The following is a 16,517-nucleotide window of genomic DNA, read 5'->3' on the forward strand; positions in this document are numbered from 1 at the left end:
CGGTCATCCTTACAGCGTAGAACAGATTCGCTCAGGCAACTTACAACCACCAACGCAACAAAAAGAAGAACGCCATGCTTAACAACATGCTGAGCAACGTGTTGCGTGTGGCTAGAACAAGGCCAATAGCCACCAATGAACTAAGCAGGTAAGGATTGTCCCACTGCAGATTCAATTGTTTGTCCGGCATGAATACGATTGGCCCACAAATCGCGGTGAGCATTCCCGGTACGGCAAAGCCGAGAAACTGCCGCGCGTTGCTGCTCAGGCGCACCGGCAAACGCGGCTCGAGAAATACGTAACGGTTGAGGAACACCAGAATCCCCATGCCGAAAATCACTGCCCAAACCATCATGTGCGCTCCCGATACAGCTTGTTGCAGATAAATCCTGCGGTCATCCCCGCCAGCCCCGACAACACCAGCGCCGAGCCCCACTGCCAATAACTGAACAGCACCGAACAAAACAGCGAAACCGCCACGCACACCACCGTCGGCAAGTTGCGCACCACCGGTGTGATCAGGGCGATGAAAGTAGCGGCAATCGAAAAGTCCAGGCCCAAATGTTCAAGCCCCGGAATGCTGCTGCCGAGGACGATGCCGGCCAGCGTGAACAGGTTCCAGGCGATGTAAAACGTCAGGCCCACACCCAGCGCATACCAGCGATTGAACTGCTGGCGATCGTGTTGACTGGTCAAGGCAAACAGCTCATCGGTGAGCAAAAAACCCAGGCCGATCCGCCAGCGTCCCGGTAACGGCGAAATCACCGAACGCATGCTCATGCCGTAAAGCAAATGCTGTGAGGTCAGCAAAACCGTGGTCAGCAAAATCGAGAAAATCCCCGCGCCGCCCTTGAGCATGCCAATCGCCACCAGTTGCGCGGCACCGGCAAACACAATGCTCGACAAGCCCTGCCCTTGCAGCGGCGTGAGATTGGCTTCGATCGCCATGGAGCCGGCCAGCAGCCCCCAAGGCGCCGTTGCCAGTGATAACGGCATGATCGCCACAGCGCCGCGAAGAAACGCACTGCGCGGTAAAAGTGAGTCAGACATAACGCCCTTCAACCAGAGAAACGGGCGAAGACTGTGCCAGCAAACGCTGCTTTTTGGCTTGAACAATCTTGCGCACTTGTGGGAAATCGGCCCGAGTCAGCCGTTCATCGGCCAACTGCTTGCAACGCCTCCATGCTAGCAACATGCTGGCGCTGGATTTTTCCGTTGAAGACTTTTCCGAGACCGTGCCCGCCATGACCGCCATCGACAGCGACGTGTACAAGACCCTGCTGGAATCGACCAAAGCCATTCCGTGGCGAATCGACTGGGCAACCATGACCTTCAGCTACATCGGCCCGCAGATCGAAACCCTGCTCGGCTGGCAGCAAAACAGCTGGGTCGGGGTCAACGACTGGGTCGAGCGCATGCACCCGGACGATCGCGATTACGTGGTGGAATTCTGCGTCTCGCAGTCACGCGCCGGCGTCGATCATGAAGCCGATTACCGTGCGCTGACCAGCACTGGCGAGTACGTGTGGATCCGCGATGTCGTGCACGTGGTGCGCAAGGACGGGGAAGTCGAGGCGCTGGTGGGGTTCATGTTCGACATCAGCGAGCGCAAGAAAACCGAAGAGCACCTGATACGCCTGCAAAAGCAGCTGGAAGAATATTCGTTTCAGGACGGGCTCACCGGGATCGCCAATCGGCGCATGTTCGACACCGTGCTTGAGCGCGAGTGGGCCACCGCGCAACGCAGCGGTTTGCCGCTGTCGTTGCTGATCCTCGATATCGATTATTTCAAGCAGTACAACGACCATTACGGCCACATCAAGGGCGACGAATGCCTGCGTCAGGTCGCGAAGACGTTATCGCTGGCAGCCAATCGGCCACGGGACTTTATTGCGCGGATTGGCGGCGAAGAATTCGTCTGGCTGCTGCCGGAAACCGATGCGGAGTCGGCACGACTGGTGGCGCACAAATGCCTGCACCTGATCCGCCAGCAGCAGATCGCTCATGAGCATTCGGCGGTGTCGCCGCTGGTCACCTTGAGTCTTGGTGTTGGCACCACGCAAGTCGCCGTCGGCGGCGATCCGCTGCACTTCGTCGAACAGGTCGACAAGTTGCTGTATCAGGCCAAACACAACGGACGGATGCGCGCCGAGTTCGCCGATTTTCGCACTGACGTGTAAGCACCCGAGCGGCGTAAGATAGCGCATTCGCAAACACGTCAGGGAGACGACATGCTCTACCGAATCGCAGCCGACGGGCTGGTGCTATTTCATTTGTGCTTTATTTTGTTCGTGCTGTTTGGCGGGTTGCTGGTGCTCAAGTGGCCACGAGTGATGTGGCTGCATTTGCCAGCGGCGGCCTGGGGCGTGGCGGTCGAGGTATTGCACCTGACCTGCCCGCTGACCTACTGGGAAAACCTGATGCGCCACGCCGCCGGGCAGACCGAATACGCCGGCGGTTTTATCGAGCATTACGTCTGGCCGATCATCTACCCGGCCGGCCTCACTCCACAGATTCAACTGGCGCTGGGCAGCGTGGTGCTGGCGGTCAATCTGTTGGTCTACGGGCGCCTGTTCCGCGCATGGAAACTGCGCAGCAAGCACGCGCTTTAACGCGACGCTTGCTTCAGATTTTCCAGCCAGGCCGGATCCAGCCGCGTCTGCTCGGTATCGAGCCCCAGCGTCTGCATCCGCTCTTTATGCGTTTCGACTTCCCGCCACAGTTGCCCATGATCGCTGGAGTTGCCGTCCAATTCATGCATCTGCGTCAGCCCCAGATGATAGAAGCGCAACACTTTCATCGCCGTCGGATCGTTCTTCTCCACCGCCGCTGTCACTTGATGCATCATATTGGTGATGCTCATCAGGCTGCGCTTGAGCCGCCAGCTATACACCGCTGGGGCCATCCAGCTCTGATTCCAGAAGCGCCCGCGCAGCAGGGCCGCCGTCAGCAGAAATGCCAGAAACACCCCGCCCACGTTAAACCGCAGGTTATCGCCGCCGGGTTCGCCGAACAGCGCCACCGCTAGACTGGAAAACAACATCGCCAGCACCAGGAACAGCACGGCAATGATGATCGTGCTGCGCCGGGTCTGCTGGCGAAAGGTAGCGGCGTCCATCGGCTGAATCTCAAACATCACAAATGACTTCCTTGAGCGACAAAAGGGGCAAACAAAAAAACTCGCCGGCGCATTATCGCCTCCACGAGGGATTTAGCTATGCTGGGGCTCCTTTTCATCTTTTCAGCGTCCAACGGGGACATGGCGGTACAGCGCAGATCGTGCCATCTTCATTCATGGATACACACTATTCGGATGCCATCGCCTAGTCTTGAGATGACATCGTTTTAAGGATCATTGCATGACCCAACGACACGTAATCAATGCCTCGGTCAGCCCGAAAGGCAGCCTGGAAACCCTTTCTCAACGTGAAGTTCAGCAACTGAGCGAAGCCGGATCCGGCAGCACCTACACCCTCTTCCGCCAGTGCGCCCTGGCCATCCTCAACACCGGCGCCCATGTTGATAACGCCAAGACCATCCTCGAAGCCTACAAGGACTTCGAAATCCGCATTCACCAACAGGATCGCGGCGTGCGCCTGGAGCTGCTGAACGCTCCGGCTGACGCCTTCGTCGACGGCGAAATGATTGCCAGCACCCGTGAAATGCTCTTCAGCGCCCTGCGCGACATTGTCTACACCGAAAACGAACTCGACAGCCAGCGCATCGACCTGACCACCTCGCAAGGTATCAGCGACTACGTTTTCCACCTGCTCCGCAACGCGCGCACCCTGCGCCCGGGCGTCGAGCCGAAAATCGTCGTGTGCTGGGGCGGCCACTCGATCAACACCGAAGAATACAAATACACCAAGAAAGTCGGCCACGAACTGGGCCTGCGCAGCCTTGATATCTGCACCGGTTGCGGCCCCGGCGTGATGAAAGGCCCGATGAAAGGCGCGACGATTGCCCACGCCAAACAGCGTATTCATGGCGGTCGTTATCTTGGTCTGACCGAGCCTGGCATCATCGCCGCCGAAGCGCCGAACCCGATCGTTAACGAACTGGTGATCCTGCCGGACATCGAAAAACGTCTGGAAGCGTTCGTGCGTGTTGGCCACGGCATCATCATCTTCCCGGGCGGCGCTGGTACGGCGGAAGAATTCCTCTACCTGCTCGGCATCCTGATGCACCCGGACAACCAAGGCCTGCCCTTCCCGGTGATTCTCACCGGGCCGAAACACGCCGCGCCATATCTGGAACAGCTCGACGCCTTCGTTATCGCGACCCTCGGCGAAGCGGCCAAGCAGCACTACGAAATCATCATCGACGACCCGGCCGAAGTCGCGCGGCAGATGACTCAGGGCTTGAAAGCGGTGAAGCAGTTCCGTCGCGAGCGAAACGACGCGTTCCACTTCAACTGGCTGCTGAAGATTGACGAGGGCTTCCAGCGTCCGTTCGATCCGACCCACGAAAACATGGCGAATCTGAAACTGCACCGCGACCAGCCACCGCATGAACTGGCGGCGAACCTGCGTCGGGCGTTCTCGGGGATCGTGGCGGGGAACGTCAAGGACAAGGGCATTCGCTTGATCGAAGAACACGGGCCGTATCAGATCCGTGGTGACGCGGCGATCATGCAACCGCTCGACGCACTGCTCAAAGCCTTCGTCGCCCAGCACCGGATGAAACTGCCGGGCGGCGCGGCGTATGTGCCGTGTTATCGCGTGGTGGCGTAACCCTTTGGGTCTGCGCCTGACACTGTAGGAGTGAGCCTGCTCGCGATAGCGGTCGATCATTCAACAACGGTTTTGAAGCGGACGGCCCCTTCGCGAGCAAGCCCGCTCCCACATTTTGCAATGCATTCCAAGTGTGGGAGTTGGCTTGCTCGCGAAGAGGTCAGCGCAAACACCCTCAACCCAACAGCCGTATCGCCAAAGCCTTCGCCTGCAACGCCACATCCGTCACCGCCGTACTCTCCCACCACATCCCTCGCAGCGGCGGGCCCATCGCAAACAGTCGACTGGCCACTCGCCCTTCCGCATCCATCACCGCGCCATCCACTGCCGCAATCCCCAACGCCAACGGCCCTGGTTGCACCAATCCACGCGTCAGCAATTGTTGTGGCAACGGACGCGCCACGCGCCGCCAGTCGTACTCGATGCCACTGGAGTTGATCAACGCTGCACCGTGAACCACAGAGGTCTCAACCTCGCCACGACGTCGGATGCGAATATTCACGCCACCATCAGTTGTCGGCTCTAGCCCTTTAAACGATGCAGCCTGAATACGCAGCCGCCCTTCACCGTGCAACCGCGCCAGCAATTCAGCACTCAACGGCGGCGAACGATGATGATGGCTTTCCCACCATGGCCGCACATGCCGTACGAATTGTCGCCGCTGCACGTCAGTCGCCTGACTCCACAACCGTCCGATATGTGCCCGAACCGTATCGAGGGGAGCCTGCCAGTCGATGCCTTGCGCGATCGCCTCACGACAATGCCGGCGCAACTCGCGCAGCAACTGCCGTGGTGTTCGAATGCTGTGATCCTCGGCGAGAAAATCCACCCACGCTGGCGGTTGCCGGCGTACGTGCGGCAGCAAGCCATGGCGAGAAAACACTTCGATCGGCCCGCGATGCCCGGCCTGCTCCAGCGAAACCACCGCATCGACCATGGTCAGGCCGGAGCCAATGATCAGCACGGTGGATTGCGGATCGAGCTGGCGCATGGCCGCGACGTCCCACGGATCCAGCGCAGCGGCGTTGAGGCCACTGGATTCGGTCTGCGGCGTGCGTGCCGCGGGAAACATGCCCGTAGCGATGACTGCGAATGAACCTTGCAGGTTCTGTCCATCGCTCAAAGTGATCTGCACGCAATCTTCGCGCACCTGCAGATCAACAGCTTCTGAGCGTACATGCTCGACGACCGAACCATATCGAGCGCCGACCGCCCGGGCTTCGGCCAGACGTTGCTGCACGTAGACGCCGAATAATCCGCGCGGCGGGAACAGCTCGCTGGTTGGCACATTCTGCTCCGCAGACTCAGGCCAACCGCCCGCCGCGATGTGCTCGGTCAGCCATTGTGTGAGGTCGTCAGGGTTGTCTGGATCAACGCTCATTCGTGCAGCGTTGCCGTTGAGCGTATGGCCCAATTCGACCGCGCTGTAGGCCTCACCCCGACCGAGTTCGGCGCGGGGTTCGATGATCAGGATTTTTCGCTGGCCCGGTTGCCGCAGTAGTTGCACCGCCAGCATCGTACCGCTGAGGCCACCGCCGATGATCAGGATGTCTGCGCTGTATTCCATTCAAATCACCACATTGCGCACAAACCGCGCCGGCACATCCCCGTCATTGCGATAGGTATGCGGCTGATTACTCGCAAACATAAAAAACTCCCCTGTACCAATATGCTGCGGCACGTCACCGAGCATCAGCGTCAGGCACCCTTCAAACACATAAATCTGCTCACTCCAGCCCTCGGCATCCGGTTGCGAGGGATACACCTCGCCCGGCGCCAGGCACCATTCCCATTGCTCGACTTCACGGGTGGCGGTGGCTTTGGACAGCAGCACGGCTTTACTGCCCGGCAGCGTTCCGGCCCACGCCAGTTCGTTGATGCGGCTCGGATCGCGAGCATCCGGCGCTTGAATCAGATCGCTGAATGCCACTTCGAGTGCCGCAGCAACGCGGTCGAGCGTGGTCAGGCTGACGTTCTTTTCCCCGGCCTCGATCGCTACCAGCATCCGTCGACTGACTCCGGATTTCTCGGCCAGCGCCGTCTGGCTCATGTCGGCAGCGTGACGCAGACGTCTCACGTTGTGGCTGACGTGTTGAAGGACGGACGTTCTTGGGGCGGAATCTTTGGGCACTATATTGCTCACTCGGTGAGGTTGGGCAGTATACTGCGCAACGTTGGGCGCATTGTGCGTCCTGCCTTTTATAGTGCGCAAGGTCATGACGTCGTTGAACAGCTCCCCCACTTCCCTCCGTTTCTCCAGATTCAGCAAGGCCGAGTGCGTGCTGGTGCTGATTACCATGATCTGGGGCGGCACCTTTTTGCTCGTGCAGCACGCAATGACGGTCAGCGGCCCGATGTTCTTCGTCGGCCTGCGATTTGCCGCGGCAGCGTGCATCGTTGCGTTGTTCTCATGGCGTCATCTGCGCGACTTGACCCTGTTCGAGCTTAAAGCCGGCGCCTTTATTGGCGTGGCGATCATGCTCGGTTACGGATTGCAAACGGTTGGCTTGCAAACGATCCCGAGCAGCCAGTCGGCGTTCATCACCGCGTTGTACGTGCCGTTCGTGCCGCTGCTGCAATGGCTGGTGCTGGGGCGGCGGCCGGGGTTGATGCCGAGCATTGGCATCATGCTGGCGTTCACCGGTTTGATGTTGTTGTCGGGGCCGTCGGGGGCTTCGTTGAATTTCAGTCCGGGTGAAATTGCCACGCTGATCAGCGCCATCGCGATTGCCGCCGAGATTATTTTGATCAGCACTTACGCCGGGCAGGTGGATGTGCGCCGGGTTACGGTTGTGCAGTTGGCGACAACGTCGGTGTTGTCGTTCCTGCTGGTGGTGCCCACGGGCGAATTGATTCCGGATTTTTCCTGGACGTTGCTGGTGACTGCATTGGGCCTGGGCGCGGCGAGTGCGGCAATTCAGGTGGCGATGAACTGGGCACAGAAGAGCGTTTCGCCGACGCGGGCGACCTTGATCTATGCCGGTGAGCCGGTGTGGGCCGGGATTGTCGGGCGGATTGCTGGCGAGCGGTTGCCGGCGATTGCGCTGGTCGGGGCTGGTTTGATTGTCGCGGCGGTGATTGTCAGTGAGTTGAAGAGCAAGGGTAAAGTCGCTGCTGAAGAGGATGATCGCGAATTGGAGCGTGAAAACGGTCTCTGAGAGCAAGGTCAAAAGATCGCAGCCTTCGGCAGCTCCTACATTGGAATGATCCCTCGTAGGAGCTGCCGAAGGCTGCGATCTTTTAACGCCCTTTGATTTACTCGAAACCATGCTAAACCGAAATATTCAGACTACTTTGTAGGATTCTGAGACATCCTGGCGTTTGGTGATCGGGGAGCTGGCACGTATGATGCTTCACAAACTTCCGCAGATTAGAAGCCTATGTCCCTGATAGTTCTACTGCTTCTGCCATTCATTGGCAGCTGTCTGGCAGCGGTGCTGCCACACAACGCGCGTAACACCGAATCCCTGTTGGCAGGTCTGGTCGCTCTGATCGGTACCGTCCAGGTCGCGATGTTGTACCCGCAAATCGCCCACGGCGGCGTCATCCGCGAAGAGTTCATGTGGCTGCCAAGCCTCGGTCTGAACTTCGTTCTGCGCATGGACGGCTTCGCCTGGCTGTTCTCGATGCTGGTGCTCGGCATCGGCACACTTGTTTCTTTATATGCCCGTTATTACATGTCGCCGGATGACCCGGTGCCGCGTTTCTTCGCGTTTTTCCTGGCGTTCATGGGCGCCATGCTCGGCTTGGTGATCTCGGGCAACCTGATCCAGATCGTATTTTTCTGGGAGCTGACCAGCCTCTTCTCGTTCCTGCTGATCGGCTATTGGCACCACCGCGCCGACGCCCGACGTGGTGCCTACATGGCGTTGATGGTCACCGGTGCCGGCGGGTTATGCCTGCTGGCGGGGGTCATGATTCTCGGCCATGTCGTTGGCAGCTATGACCTCGACAAGGTCCTGGCCGCCGGTGATCTGATTCGCGCACATGCCCTCTACCCTATCCTTCTGCCCCTCATACTTATCGGCGCACTCAGCAAAAGTGCGCAGTTCCCGTTCCACTTCTGGCTGCCCCACGCGATGGCGGCGCCGACCCCGGTTTCGGCTTATCTGCACTCGGCGACCATGGTCAAGGCCGGGGTGTTCCTGCTCGCGCGTCTATGGCCGTCGCTGTCCGGCAGCGAAGAATGGTTCTACATCGTCAGCGGCGCCGGTGCCTGTACGCTGCTGCTCGGCGCGTATTGCGCGATGTTCCAGAACGATCTCAAGGGTTTGCTGGCCTACTCGACCATCAGCCACCTCGGCCTGATCACCTTGCTGCTGGGCCTTAACAGTCCGCTGGCCGCCGTCGCGGCGGTGTTCCACATTCTCAACCACGCCACGTTCAAGGCCTCGCTGTTCATGGCCGCGGGCATCATCGACCACGAGAGCGGCACCCGTGACATCCGCAAACTCAGCGGCCTGATCAAACTGATTCCCTACACCGCGACCCTGGCCATGGTTGCCAGCGCTTCGATGGCGGGCGTGCCGTTGCTCAACGGCTTCCTGTCGAAAGAGATGTTCTTCGCCGAAACCGTGTTCATCAACGCCACGGCCTGGGTAGAGATGTCGTTGCCGATTGTCGCGACCATCGCCGGCATGTTCAGCGTCGCTTACTCATTGCGCTTCACCGTTGATGTGTTCTTCGGCCCGCCGGCCACCGACCTGCCGCACACCCCGCACGAACCGCCGCGCTGGATGCGCGCGCCGGTTGAACTGCTGGTGTTCACTTGCTTGCTGGTGGGGATTTTCCCGGCGCAAATCGTCGGCCCGTTGCTTGCCGCTGCGGCTCTGCCCGTGGTCGGCGGCGTGCTGCCTGAATACAGTCTGGCGATCTGGCATGGCCTGAATGCGCCGATGATCATGAGCCTGATCGCCATGTCCGGCGGCATCGTTCTGTACCTGCTGCTGCGCAAGCAGTTCAAACTTGGCCGCTTCAAGTACCCGCCACTGGTGGGACGCTTCAACGGCAAGCGCCTGTTCGAACGCAGTCTGGTGGTGATGATGCGCATGGCCCGTCGCGTCGAGCGGCGTCTGGGCACCAAGCGTCTGCAGATGCAATTGTTCCTGATGGTCTTGGCCGCGGTGCTCGCCGGTCTGATCCCGATGCTGCACAGCACGCTGAGCTGGGGCGACCGGCCGAAGATCCCCGGCTCCATCGTCTTCGTGACCCTGTGGCTGCTGGCGATCGCCTGTGCCCTCGGTGCCGCTTGGCAGGCCAAGTATCACCGTCTCGCCGCCCTGACCATGGTCAGCGTTTGCGGCCTGATGACCTGTGTGACCTTCGTCTGGTTCTCCGCGCCGGATCTGGCGCTGACGCAGCTGGCTGTTGAAGTGGTCACCACGGTGCTGATCCTGCTCGGCCTGCGCTGGCTGCCACGACGGATCGAAGAGGTTTCGCCGTTGCCGAGCACCCTGCGCAAGGCCCGCATTCGTCGTCTGCGCGACTTGCTGTTGTCGATTGCCGTCGGCGGTGGCATGGCGCTGTTGTCCTACGCGATGCTCACGCGGCAGACGCCGAACGACATTTCCTCGTTCTACCTCAGCCGCGCCATGCCCGAGGGCGGTGGCAGCAACGTGGTCAACGTGATGCTGGTGGATTTCCGTGGTTTCGACACCCTCGGTGAAATCACCGTGCTGGTCGCCGTGGCGCTGACCGTGTTCGCCCTGCTGCGCCGTTTCCGCCCACCGAAAGAAAGTATGCAGTTGCCGGCTCAGCAACGCCTGCTGGCACCCGACGTAGTCACCGATCTGGTCAACCCGCGTTCGGCCAGCGACACCGCGCTCGGTTTCATGATGGTGCCGGCGGTGCTGGTACGCCTGCTGCTGCCGATTGCGCTGGTGGTGTCGTTCTACCTGTTCATGCGCGGGCACAATCAGCCAGGCGGCGGTTTTGTTGCCGGTCTGGTGATGTCGGTGGCGTTCATCCTGCAATACATGGTCGCCGGCACGCAGTGGGTCGAGGCGCAAATGAGCCTGCGACCGTTGCGCTGGATGGGCACCGGATTGCTGTTCGCCACCGTCACCGGTTTGGGGGCGATGCTGGTCGGCTATCCGTTCCTCACCACGCACACCTGGCATTTCAGCTTGCCGGTGCTGGGTGACATCCATATCGCCAGCGCGCTGTTCTTCGACGTCGGCGTATACGGCGTAGTAGTGGGTTCAACGCTGTTGATCCTCACCGCCCTCGCCCACCAATCGGTGCGGGGTCACAAGACCGCATCGCTGCCCAAGTCCGTCGCCAGCAAAGGAGCCGTCTGATGGAAGAAGTCATCGCAATCGCCATCGGCGTCCTCGCGGCGTCCGGCGTCTGGTTGATCCTGCGGCCACGGACGTTCCAGGTGGTCATGGGCCTGTGCCTGCTGTCCTACGGCGTCAACCTGTTCATCTTCAGCATGGGCAGCCTGTTTATCGGCAAGGAGCCGGTGATCAAGGACGGCGTGACTCAGGACTTGCTGCACTACACCGACCCGCTGCCACAGGCGCTGGTGCTGACCGCAATCGTTATCAGCTTTGCCATGACCGCGCTGTTCCTCGTCGTTCTGCTCGCTTCGCGCGGTTTGACCGGCACTGACCACGTTGATGGCCGGGAGCCTAAAGAATGATGGCGATGACTCACCTGATCGCCGCACCGATTCTGCTGCCGCTGCTGACAGCCGCCATCATGTTGATGCTCGGCGAACGGCACCGGCCGCTGAAGGCGAAAATCAACCTGTTCTCCAGCCTCGTCGGTTTGTTCATTTCGGTGATGCTGCTGCAATGGACACAAACCACCGGCGTGCCCGGCTCCATCGGTGTGTACTTGCCGGGCAACTGGCAGGCACCGTTCGGCATTGTTCTGGTAGTCGATCGACTCTCGGCGCTGATGCTGGTGCTGACCGGGATTATCGGCGTCAGCGCGCTGCTCTTCGCGATGGCGCGATGGGACGGCGCCGGTTCGAGTTTCCACGCGCTGTTCCAGATTCAGTTGATGGGCCTGTACGGCGCGTTCCTCACGGCGGATCTGTTCAACCTCTTCGTGTTCTTCGAAGTCTTGCTCGCCGCGTCTTATGGCCTCTTGCTGCACGGCTCGGGTCGGGCGCGGGTGTCGTCGGGGCTGCATTACATCTCTATCAACCTGTTGGCCTCGTCGCTGTTCCTGATTGGCGCGGCGCTGATTTACGGCGTCACCGGCACGCTGAACATGGCGGATCTGGCGCTGAAAATTCCGCTGGTGCCGGAAGCCGACCGTGGCTTGCTGCATGCGGGCGCGGGCATTCTCGCTGTCGCGTTTCTGGCCAAGGCCGGCATGTGGCCGCTGAACTTCTGGCTGGTGCCGGCCTATTCCTCGGCCAGTGCGCCGGTGGCGGCGATGTTCGCGATCATGACCAAGGTCGGCGTCTACACCCTGCTGCGTCTGTGGACGCTGCTGTTCTCCGGGCAGGCCGGCGCTTCGGCGTACTTCGGCGGCGAATGGCTGATCTACGGCGGCATGGTGACCATCGCCTGCGCCGCGCTGGCGATTGTCGCGGCGCAACGTCTGGAGCGCATGGCCAGCCTGAGCATTCTGGTGTCGGCAGGGATTCTATTGTCGGCGGTCGGTTTCGCTCAGCCGAACCTGATCGGCGCGGCGCTGTTTTATCTGGTCAGCTCGACGCTGGCCTTGAGCGCACTGTTCATGCTGGCAGAGTTGATCGAACGTTCGCGCTCGGCCAACGAAATCCCGCTGGAAGACGAAAGCGACATGCTGCCGCGCCCGCAAGAATCCTTGCAACCGCCCAAAGGCATCAACCTCGACGACGAGCAAAAAGCCGTGGTCGGCCAGGTCATCCCGTGGACGATGGCGTTTCTCGGTTTGAGCTTCATCGCCTGCGCGCTGCTGATCATCGGCATGCCGCCGCTGTCCGGGTTTATCGGCAAACTCAACCTGATCAGCGCCCTGCTCAATCCGTTGGGACTGGGTGCCGGGGAGCCGATTTCGATGGCCGCATGGGCATTGCTGGCATTGCTGATTCTTTCTGGGCTGGGCTCGTTGATGGCGTTCTCGCGCCTCGGTATTCAGCGTTTCTGGACGCCTGAGGAACGACCTTCGCCGCTGCTGCGCAAACTCGAATGCGCGCCGATTTTCCTGCTGCTGGGTTTGAGCATCGTCCTCACCTTCAAGGCTGAGCCGCTGATGCGTTTCACCCAGGCCACCGCCGATGCGCTGAACAATCCGCAGCAGTACGTGATGGCGGTGCTGGGCACCCGCGCCGTACCAAGTCCGGAAGCCAAAGCGGCGATGCTGGAGGTGCAGCCATGAAGCGTATCTTTCCTGCACCGTTGCTGTCGCTGGCGCTGTGGCTGCTATGGCTGGTGCTGAATCTGTCGGTCAGCCCGGGCAATCTGCTGATAGGTGCGATCCTCGGTTTTTGCGCACCGCTCATGATGCGCAAATTACGCCCGAAGCAGGTGCGCATTCGTCGTCCGCTGACGATCCTGCGCCTGCTATTGGTGGTAGGACGCGACGTGGTGGCTTCCAACCTGATCGTGGCCTGGGGCGTACTCAATGCCGGGCGCCGCCCACCTCGCTCCGGGTTTATCAAAGTGCCGCTGGATCTGCGCGACGCCAACGGTCTGGCTGCGCTCGCGGCAATCTGCACCGTGGTGCCCGGCACGGTGTGGTCGGAACTGGCGCTGGATCGCAGCATTCTGTTGCTGCACGTTTGGGATCTGGACGATGAGGCGCATTTCATCGAGCACTTCAAAACCACGTACGAGCGGCCGTTGATGGAGATCTTCGAATGAGCCCATTACTGTCGAACGCGATTTTGCTGACGCTGTTCCTGTTTTCGCTGGCCATGGTGCTGACGCTGATTCGCCTGTTCAAGGGCCCCTCGGCGCAGGATCGGGTACTGGCGCTGGATTACCTGTACATCGTCGCGATGCTGATGATGCTGACGTTGGGCATTCGCTATTCCAGTGACACGTATTTCGAAGCGGCGCTGCTGATCGCGCTGTTCGGCTTCGTCGGCTCTTTTGCCCTGGCGAAATTCCTGCTGCGTGGCGAGGTGATCGAATGAATGCTGAATTGTCTCTATGGGTCGAGATTCCGGTGGCGATCCTGTTGGTGCTCAGCGGCGTGTTTGCGCTAATTGGTGCGACCGGGTTGCTGCGGATGAAGGATTATTTTCAGCGCATGCACCCGCCGGCACTGGCTTCGACGTTGGGTGCCTGGTGTGTGGCGCTGGCGTCGATCATTTGTTTTTCTGCGCTTAAGTCGGGGCCGGTGCTGCATGCATGGTTGATTCCGATTTTGCTGGCGATCACGGTGCCGGTGACCACGTTGCTGCTGGCGCGGGCGGCGTTGTTTCGCAAGCGTATGGCGGGGGATGATGTGCCGGCCGAGGTGAGTAGTCGGCGGACTGAGGGCGGTAGCTGATTCAGGATTTTGGTTGTCTGGACTGGCGCCTTCACGAGCAAGCTTTGCTCCTACAGGGGCATGCATTCCGATGTAGGAGCAAAGCTTGCTCGCGAAGGCGTCGGGACATCCAACACAAATCTCAGAGCCCCGACTTCAACCGGCTAAACGCCCGAATCAACGCCCGGTTGAACGCCTTGCCATTGTCATTCTTGCTATACAACGTAGTCCGCACTTCAGCCGAGGGATACGTCCCCGGATCATTGCGAATCGATGCATCCACCAAACCATCCGCCGCCGTGATCGCATTGGCGTAATGGATGGTGTCGGTAATCGGCGCCATCACCTCAGGCGTCATCAGATAATCCATCAACGCCAGCCCGGCTTCGGGATGCGGTGCATCCTTGGGGATCACCATCGCGTCAAACCAGATCAACGTACCCTCTTTCGGAATCCGGTAATTGAGCTTGAACGGCTTGTTCGCCGCCTCCGCTTGCCCAGCGGCAATCGCCACGTTGCCGTTCCACGACATCGCCACGCAAGTGTTGCCGTTGGCCAGATCGCTGATGTTCAGGTCATTGTCGAAGTAGCGAATATACGGACGAATCTTCGCCAGTTGCTGCTCGGCGAGTTTCAGGTCATCTAGGTTCTGCCGGTTGATGTCCAGGCCCATGTATTTCATGACCGCAGCAAACACTTCATTCGGATCATTGAGCAGGCTCACTCCGCAGTCGGCGAATTTCGACACCACCGCCGGATCGAACAGCATCGCCCAGCTGTCTTCTGGCGCATCGGGCAAACGCTTTTTGACCGCCTCCTCCTGATAGCCCACGCCCGTGGTGCCCCACGCGTAGATCCCCGCGTAACGATTGCCCGGATCGAACACCGCCATGTGCTGACGGAACTCTTCCCCGACGCCGGCAAAGTGCGGCACCCGCGCCTTGTCCAGCGGCTGGATCGCACCGCTTTCGATGGCTCGCGACAGATGCTGCCCAGCGGTGAGCACCAAGTCGTAGCCACTGCGCCCGGTGAGCAGTTTGGTTTCGACGGTTTCCAGCGAATCGAAATGATCGGCAACCACATGAATGCCGGTTTTTGCCTCGAAATTCTTCAAGGTGTCCGGGGCCAGATACTCGCCCCAGATGTACAGATTAACCACCGGTTTGGCGGTGTCGGCGGCCTGCACACACAAGGGTGCAAGCACCAGCAATAACGCTTGAGTCAGTTTGTGCAGGCGCATGGTCACGCTCCCTTCTTATGGTCGAGGGTGCCGGCGTATTGCGGCATGGTGATGCACGCCACGTTACCGCCGCCAAGGAGAATTTCCCGGGAGTTTTCAATGCCGACGATCTTGTGCTGCGGGAACAGTTCGGCCAGCGTCGCCATCGCGACTTTGTCCTGACGATCACCAAACAGCGGCACCACGATCGAGCTGTTGCCGGCGTAATAGTTGATGTACGACGCGCAGATTTTCGTGCCGGCCTGACGGGTGTGGGTGCTGTCCTGCTGATCCAGGCCTTCGGCTTCTTCGGCCGTCCATTCGAGCACGTCCGGTTGCGGCAGTTTGTGCACGATCAGTTCACGGCCACGGCTGTCGCGGGTGCTGCGCAGAATGTCGTAGGCCTCTTGATAGATTTCCCATTGCGGATCGTCGCGATTGTCGGTCCATTGCAGCACCACTTCACCGGGGCGGACGAAGCAGGCGAGATCGTCGACGTGGCCATCGGTTTCGTCGAACTTGCAGCCGCGTGGCAGCCAGATCACTTGTTCGGCGCCGAGGTAGTCGGTGAGTCGGCGGGTGACTTCGTCTTTGCCCAGATGCTGATTGCGATTGCGGTTGAGCAGGCACTGTTCGGTGGTGAGGATGCTGCCCTGACCGTCGCTCTGGATGCCGCCGAGTTCGGCAATCAGTGGCGCGCGATAGCGGTCGAAGCGCTCGATTTCGAGGATTTTGCTGGCGATCTGATCGTCTTTGTCCCACGGGTAGTAGAGGCCGCCGTCGAGGCCGCCGTAAGCATTGAATTCGAAATCAACGCCGCGCACTTCGCCACTCTGATCATTGACCACAAAGCACGGGCCGCTGTCGCGGAACCAGGTGTCGTTGCAGGTCATCTCGACCACGCGCACTTGCGGCGGCAACTGGCGACGGGCCGTGGCGAATTGTGCAGCGGAGGCGCAAACGGTGACCGGTTCGCTGTGGGAGATGGCGGTAACGATCTGCACCCAGACTTTCTGCGCAGGCTTGGCGCCGTTGCGCCAGACGTCGGTACGCTCCGGCCAGCCGAGCCAGCAGCCGGACTTGCTTTCGAATTCGCCGGGCAGACGGAAGCCGTCGTGTTTAGGGGTGGAGTCGAGCAAACGTGCCAT

The 16,517-nt window shown here is 60.2% G+C and carries 17 protein-coding genes; 10 read left to right on the top strand and 7 right to left on the bottom strand.

Features of this window, described 5'->3' with window-relative positions; all coding sequences use genetic code 11:
- Positions 1 to 40: 40 nt before the first annotated feature.
- Together AD669_RS15525 and AD669_RS15530 are read right to left on the bottom strand one after the other, a co-directional pair.
- Positions 41 to 352, bottom strand: a complete 312-nt coding sequence (locus AD669_RS15525; protein ID WP_172680124.1) for an AzlD domain-containing protein — start codon at positions 350 to 352, stop codon at positions 41 to 43.
- Complete coding sequence (locus AD669_RS15530) at positions 352 to 1,050, bottom strand: AzlC family ABC transporter permease (protein WP_053121303.1); 699 nt, start codon at positions 1,048 to 1,050, stop codon at positions 352 to 354. The genes AD669_RS15525 and AD669_RS15530 overlap by 1 nt, the downstream gene beginning before the upstream one ends.
- A 194-nt stretch (positions 1,051 to 1,244) precedes the next feature.
- On the opposite strand from AD669_RS15530, the gene AD669_RS15535 reads away from it, so the two are divergent.
- Together AD669_RS15535 and AD669_RS15540 are read left to right on the top strand one after the other, a co-directional pair.
- Positions 1,245 to 2,180 (top strand): sensor domain-containing diguanylate cyclase, encoded by a 936-nt coding sequence (locus AD669_RS15535; protein ID WP_053121505.1) that lies wholly within the window; start codon positions 1,245 to 1,247, stop codon positions 2,178 to 2,180.
- A gap of 51 nt (positions 2,181 to 2,231) precedes the next feature.
- A complete protein-coding gene (locus tag AD669_RS15540; RefSeq protein ID WP_053121305.1) occupies positions 2,232 to 2,612 on the top strand; it encodes a DUF2784 domain-containing protein in 381 nt (126 codons plus the stop codon).
- Here the strand turns inward: AD669_RS15540 and AD669_RS15545 are convergent.
- Positions 2,609 to 3,136 carry a DUF3087 family protein gene (locus AD669_RS15545; protein ID WP_053121307.1) on the bottom strand — a complete coding sequence of 176 codons (528 nt, stop codon included), beginning with the start codon at positions 3,134 to 3,136 and terminating at the stop codon, positions 2,609 to 2,611. The two genes, AD669_RS15540 and AD669_RS15545, sit on opposite strands and share 4 nt — an antisense overlap.
- 223 nt (positions 3,137 to 3,359) lie before the next feature.
- On the opposite strand from AD669_RS15545, the gene ppnN reads away from it, so the two are divergent.
- A complete protein-coding gene (ppnN, locus tag AD669_RS15550; protein WP_053121310.1) occupies positions 3,360 to 4,733 on the top strand; it encodes a nucleotide 5'-monophosphate nucleosidase PpnN in 1,374 nt (457 codons plus the stop codon).
- 175 nt (positions 4,734 to 4,908) lie between these two features.
- Here the strand turns inward: ppnN and AD669_RS15555 are convergent, their stop codons facing one another.
- A complete protein-coding gene (locus tag AD669_RS15555; protein ID WP_053121311.1) occupies positions 4,909 to 6,300 on the bottom strand; it encodes an FAD/NAD(P)-binding protein in 1,392 nt (463 codons plus the stop codon).
- A complete protein-coding gene (locus AD669_RS15560; protein WP_053121314.1) occupies positions 6,301 to 6,864 on the bottom strand; it encodes a helix-turn-helix domain-containing protein in 564 nt (187 codons plus the stop codon).
- Between the two features lie 85 nt (positions 6,865 to 6,949).
- On the opposite strand from AD669_RS15560, the gene AD669_RS15565 reads away from it, so the two are divergent.
- From AD669_RS15565 to AD669_RS15595, 7 genes are all read left to right on the top strand, one after another.
- Complete coding sequence (locus AD669_RS15565; protein WP_053121317.1) at positions 6,950 to 7,891, top strand: DMT family transporter; 942 nt, start codon at positions 6,950 to 6,952, stop codon at positions 7,889 to 7,891.
- Positions 7,892 to 8,113: 222 nt separating this feature from the next.
- The gene (locus AD669_RS15570; RefSeq protein ID WP_053121319.1) at positions 8,114 to 11,032 is read left to right on the top strand and encodes a monovalent cation/H+ antiporter subunit A; all 2,919 of its coding nucleotides are present in this window, start codon (positions 8,114 to 8,116) and stop codon (positions 11,030 to 11,032) included.
- The gene (locus AD669_RS15575; protein ID WP_007910763.1) at positions 11,032 to 11,376 is read left to right on the top strand and encodes a Na+/H+ antiporter subunit C; all 345 of its coding nucleotides are present in this window, start codon (positions 11,032 to 11,034) and stop codon (positions 11,374 to 11,376) included. Before AD669_RS15570 ends, AD669_RS15575 begins: the two co-directional genes overlap by 1 nt.
- Positions 11,373 to 13,052 (top strand): monovalent cation/H+ antiporter subunit D, encoded by a 1,680-nt coding sequence (locus tag AD669_RS15580; RefSeq protein ID WP_053121321.1) that lies wholly within the window; start codon positions 11,373 to 11,375, stop codon positions 13,050 to 13,052. Before AD669_RS15575 ends, AD669_RS15580 begins: the two co-directional genes overlap by 4 nt.
- The gene (locus AD669_RS15585; protein WP_053121323.1) at positions 13,049 to 13,537 is read left to right on the top strand and encodes a Na+/H+ antiporter subunit E; all 489 of its coding nucleotides are present in this window, start codon (positions 13,049 to 13,051) and stop codon (positions 13,535 to 13,537) included. The genes AD669_RS15580 and AD669_RS15585 overlap by 4 nt, the downstream gene beginning before the upstream one ends.
- Complete coding sequence (locus tag AD669_RS15590; protein WP_003225959.1) at positions 13,534 to 13,812, top strand: K+/H+ antiporter subunit F; 279 nt, start codon at positions 13,534 to 13,536, stop codon at positions 13,810 to 13,812. Before AD669_RS15585 ends, AD669_RS15590 begins: the two co-directional genes overlap by 4 nt.
- The gene (locus AD669_RS15595) at positions 13,809 to 14,171 is read left to right on the top strand and encodes a Na+/H+ antiporter subunit G (RefSeq protein WP_053121325.1); all 363 of its coding nucleotides are present in this window, start codon (positions 13,809 to 13,811) and stop codon (positions 14,169 to 14,171) included. The genes AD669_RS15590 and AD669_RS15595 overlap by 4 nt, the downstream gene beginning before the upstream one ends.
- 121 nt (positions 14,172 to 14,292) lie before the next feature.
- Here AD669_RS15595 and AD669_RS15600 read toward each other — a convergent pair whose 3' ends face one another.
- Positions 14,293 to 15,390, bottom strand: coding sequence for an extracellular solute-binding protein (locus AD669_RS15600; protein ID WP_053121327.1), 1,098 nt, complete (start codon positions 15,388 to 15,390; stop codon positions 14,293 to 14,295).
- Positions 15,391 to 15,392: 2 nt separating this feature from the next.
- Complete coding sequence (aguA, locus tag AD669_RS15605) at positions 15,393 to 16,517, bottom strand: agmatine deiminase (RefSeq protein ID WP_053121329.1); 1,125 nt, start codon at positions 16,515 to 16,517, stop codon at positions 15,393 to 15,395.

The organism is Pseudomonas sp. P1.31 (assembly GCF_001269815.1).
Taxonomy (GTDB): domain Bacteria; phylum Pseudomonadota; class Gammaproteobacteria; order Pseudomonadales; family Pseudomonadaceae; genus Aquipseudomonas; species Aquipseudomonas rustica.

Excerpts from the sequence above, each read along its gene's own strand:
- AD669_RS15525 (WP_172680124.1), bottom strand. The coding sequence starts at position 352 with ATGGTTTGGGCAGTGATTTTCGGCATGGGGATTCTGGTGTTCCTCAAC.
- AD669_RS15530 (WP_053121303.1), bottom strand. The coding sequence starts at position 1,050 with ATGTCTGACTCACTTTTACCGCGCAGTGCGTTTCTTCGCGGCGCTGTG.
- AD669_RS15535 (WP_053121505.1), top strand. The coding sequence starts at position 1,245 with ATGACCGCCATCGACAGCGACGTGTACAAGACCCTGCTGGAATCGACC.
- AD669_RS15540 (WP_053121305.1), top strand. The coding sequence starts at position 2,232 with ATGCTCTACCGAATCGCAGCCGACGGGCTGGTGCTATTTCATTTGTGC.
- AD669_RS15545 (WP_053121307.1), bottom strand. The coding sequence starts at position 3,136 with ATGTTTGAGATTCAGCCGATGGACGCCGCTACCTTTCGCCAGCAGACC.
- ppnN (WP_053121310.1), top strand. The coding sequence starts at position 3,360 with ATGACCCAACGACACGTAATCAATGCCTCGGTCAGCCCGAAAGGCAGC.
- AD669_RS15555 (WP_053121311.1), bottom strand. The coding sequence starts at position 6,300 with ATGGAATACAGCGCAGACATCCTGATCATCGGCGGTGGCCTCAGCGGT.
- AD669_RS15565 (WP_053121317.1), top strand. The coding sequence starts at position 6,950 with ATGACGTCGTTGAACAGCTCCCCCACTTCCCTCCGTTTCTCCAGATTC.
- AD669_RS15570 (WP_053121319.1), top strand. The coding sequence starts at position 8,114 with ATGTCCCTGATAGTTCTACTGCTTCTGCCATTCATTGGCAGCTGTCTG.
- AD669_RS15575 (WP_007910763.1), top strand. The coding sequence starts at position 11,032 with ATGGAAGAAGTCATCGCAATCGCCATCGGCGTCCTCGCGGCGTCCGGC.
- AD669_RS15580 (WP_053121321.1), top strand. The coding sequence starts at position 11,373 with ATGATGGCGATGACTCACCTGATCGCCGCACCGATTCTGCTGCCGCTG.
- AD669_RS15585 (WP_053121323.1), top strand. The coding sequence starts at position 13,049 with ATGAAGCGTATCTTTCCTGCACCGTTGCTGTCGCTGGCGCTGTGGCTG.
- AD669_RS15590 (WP_003225959.1), top strand. The coding sequence starts at position 13,534 with ATGAGCCCATTACTGTCGAACGCGATTTTGCTGACGCTGTTCCTGTTT.
- AD669_RS15595 (WP_053121325.1), top strand. The coding sequence starts at position 13,809 with ATGAATGCTGAATTGTCTCTATGGGTCGAGATTCCGGTGGCGATCCTG.
- AD669_RS15600 (WP_053121327.1), bottom strand. The coding sequence starts at position 15,390 with ATGCGCCTGCACAAACTGACTCAAGCGTTATTGCTGGTGCTTGCACCC.
- aguA (WP_053121329.1), bottom strand. The coding sequence starts at position 16,517 with ATGGCACGTTTGCTCGACTCCACCCCTAAACACGACGGCTTCCGTCTG.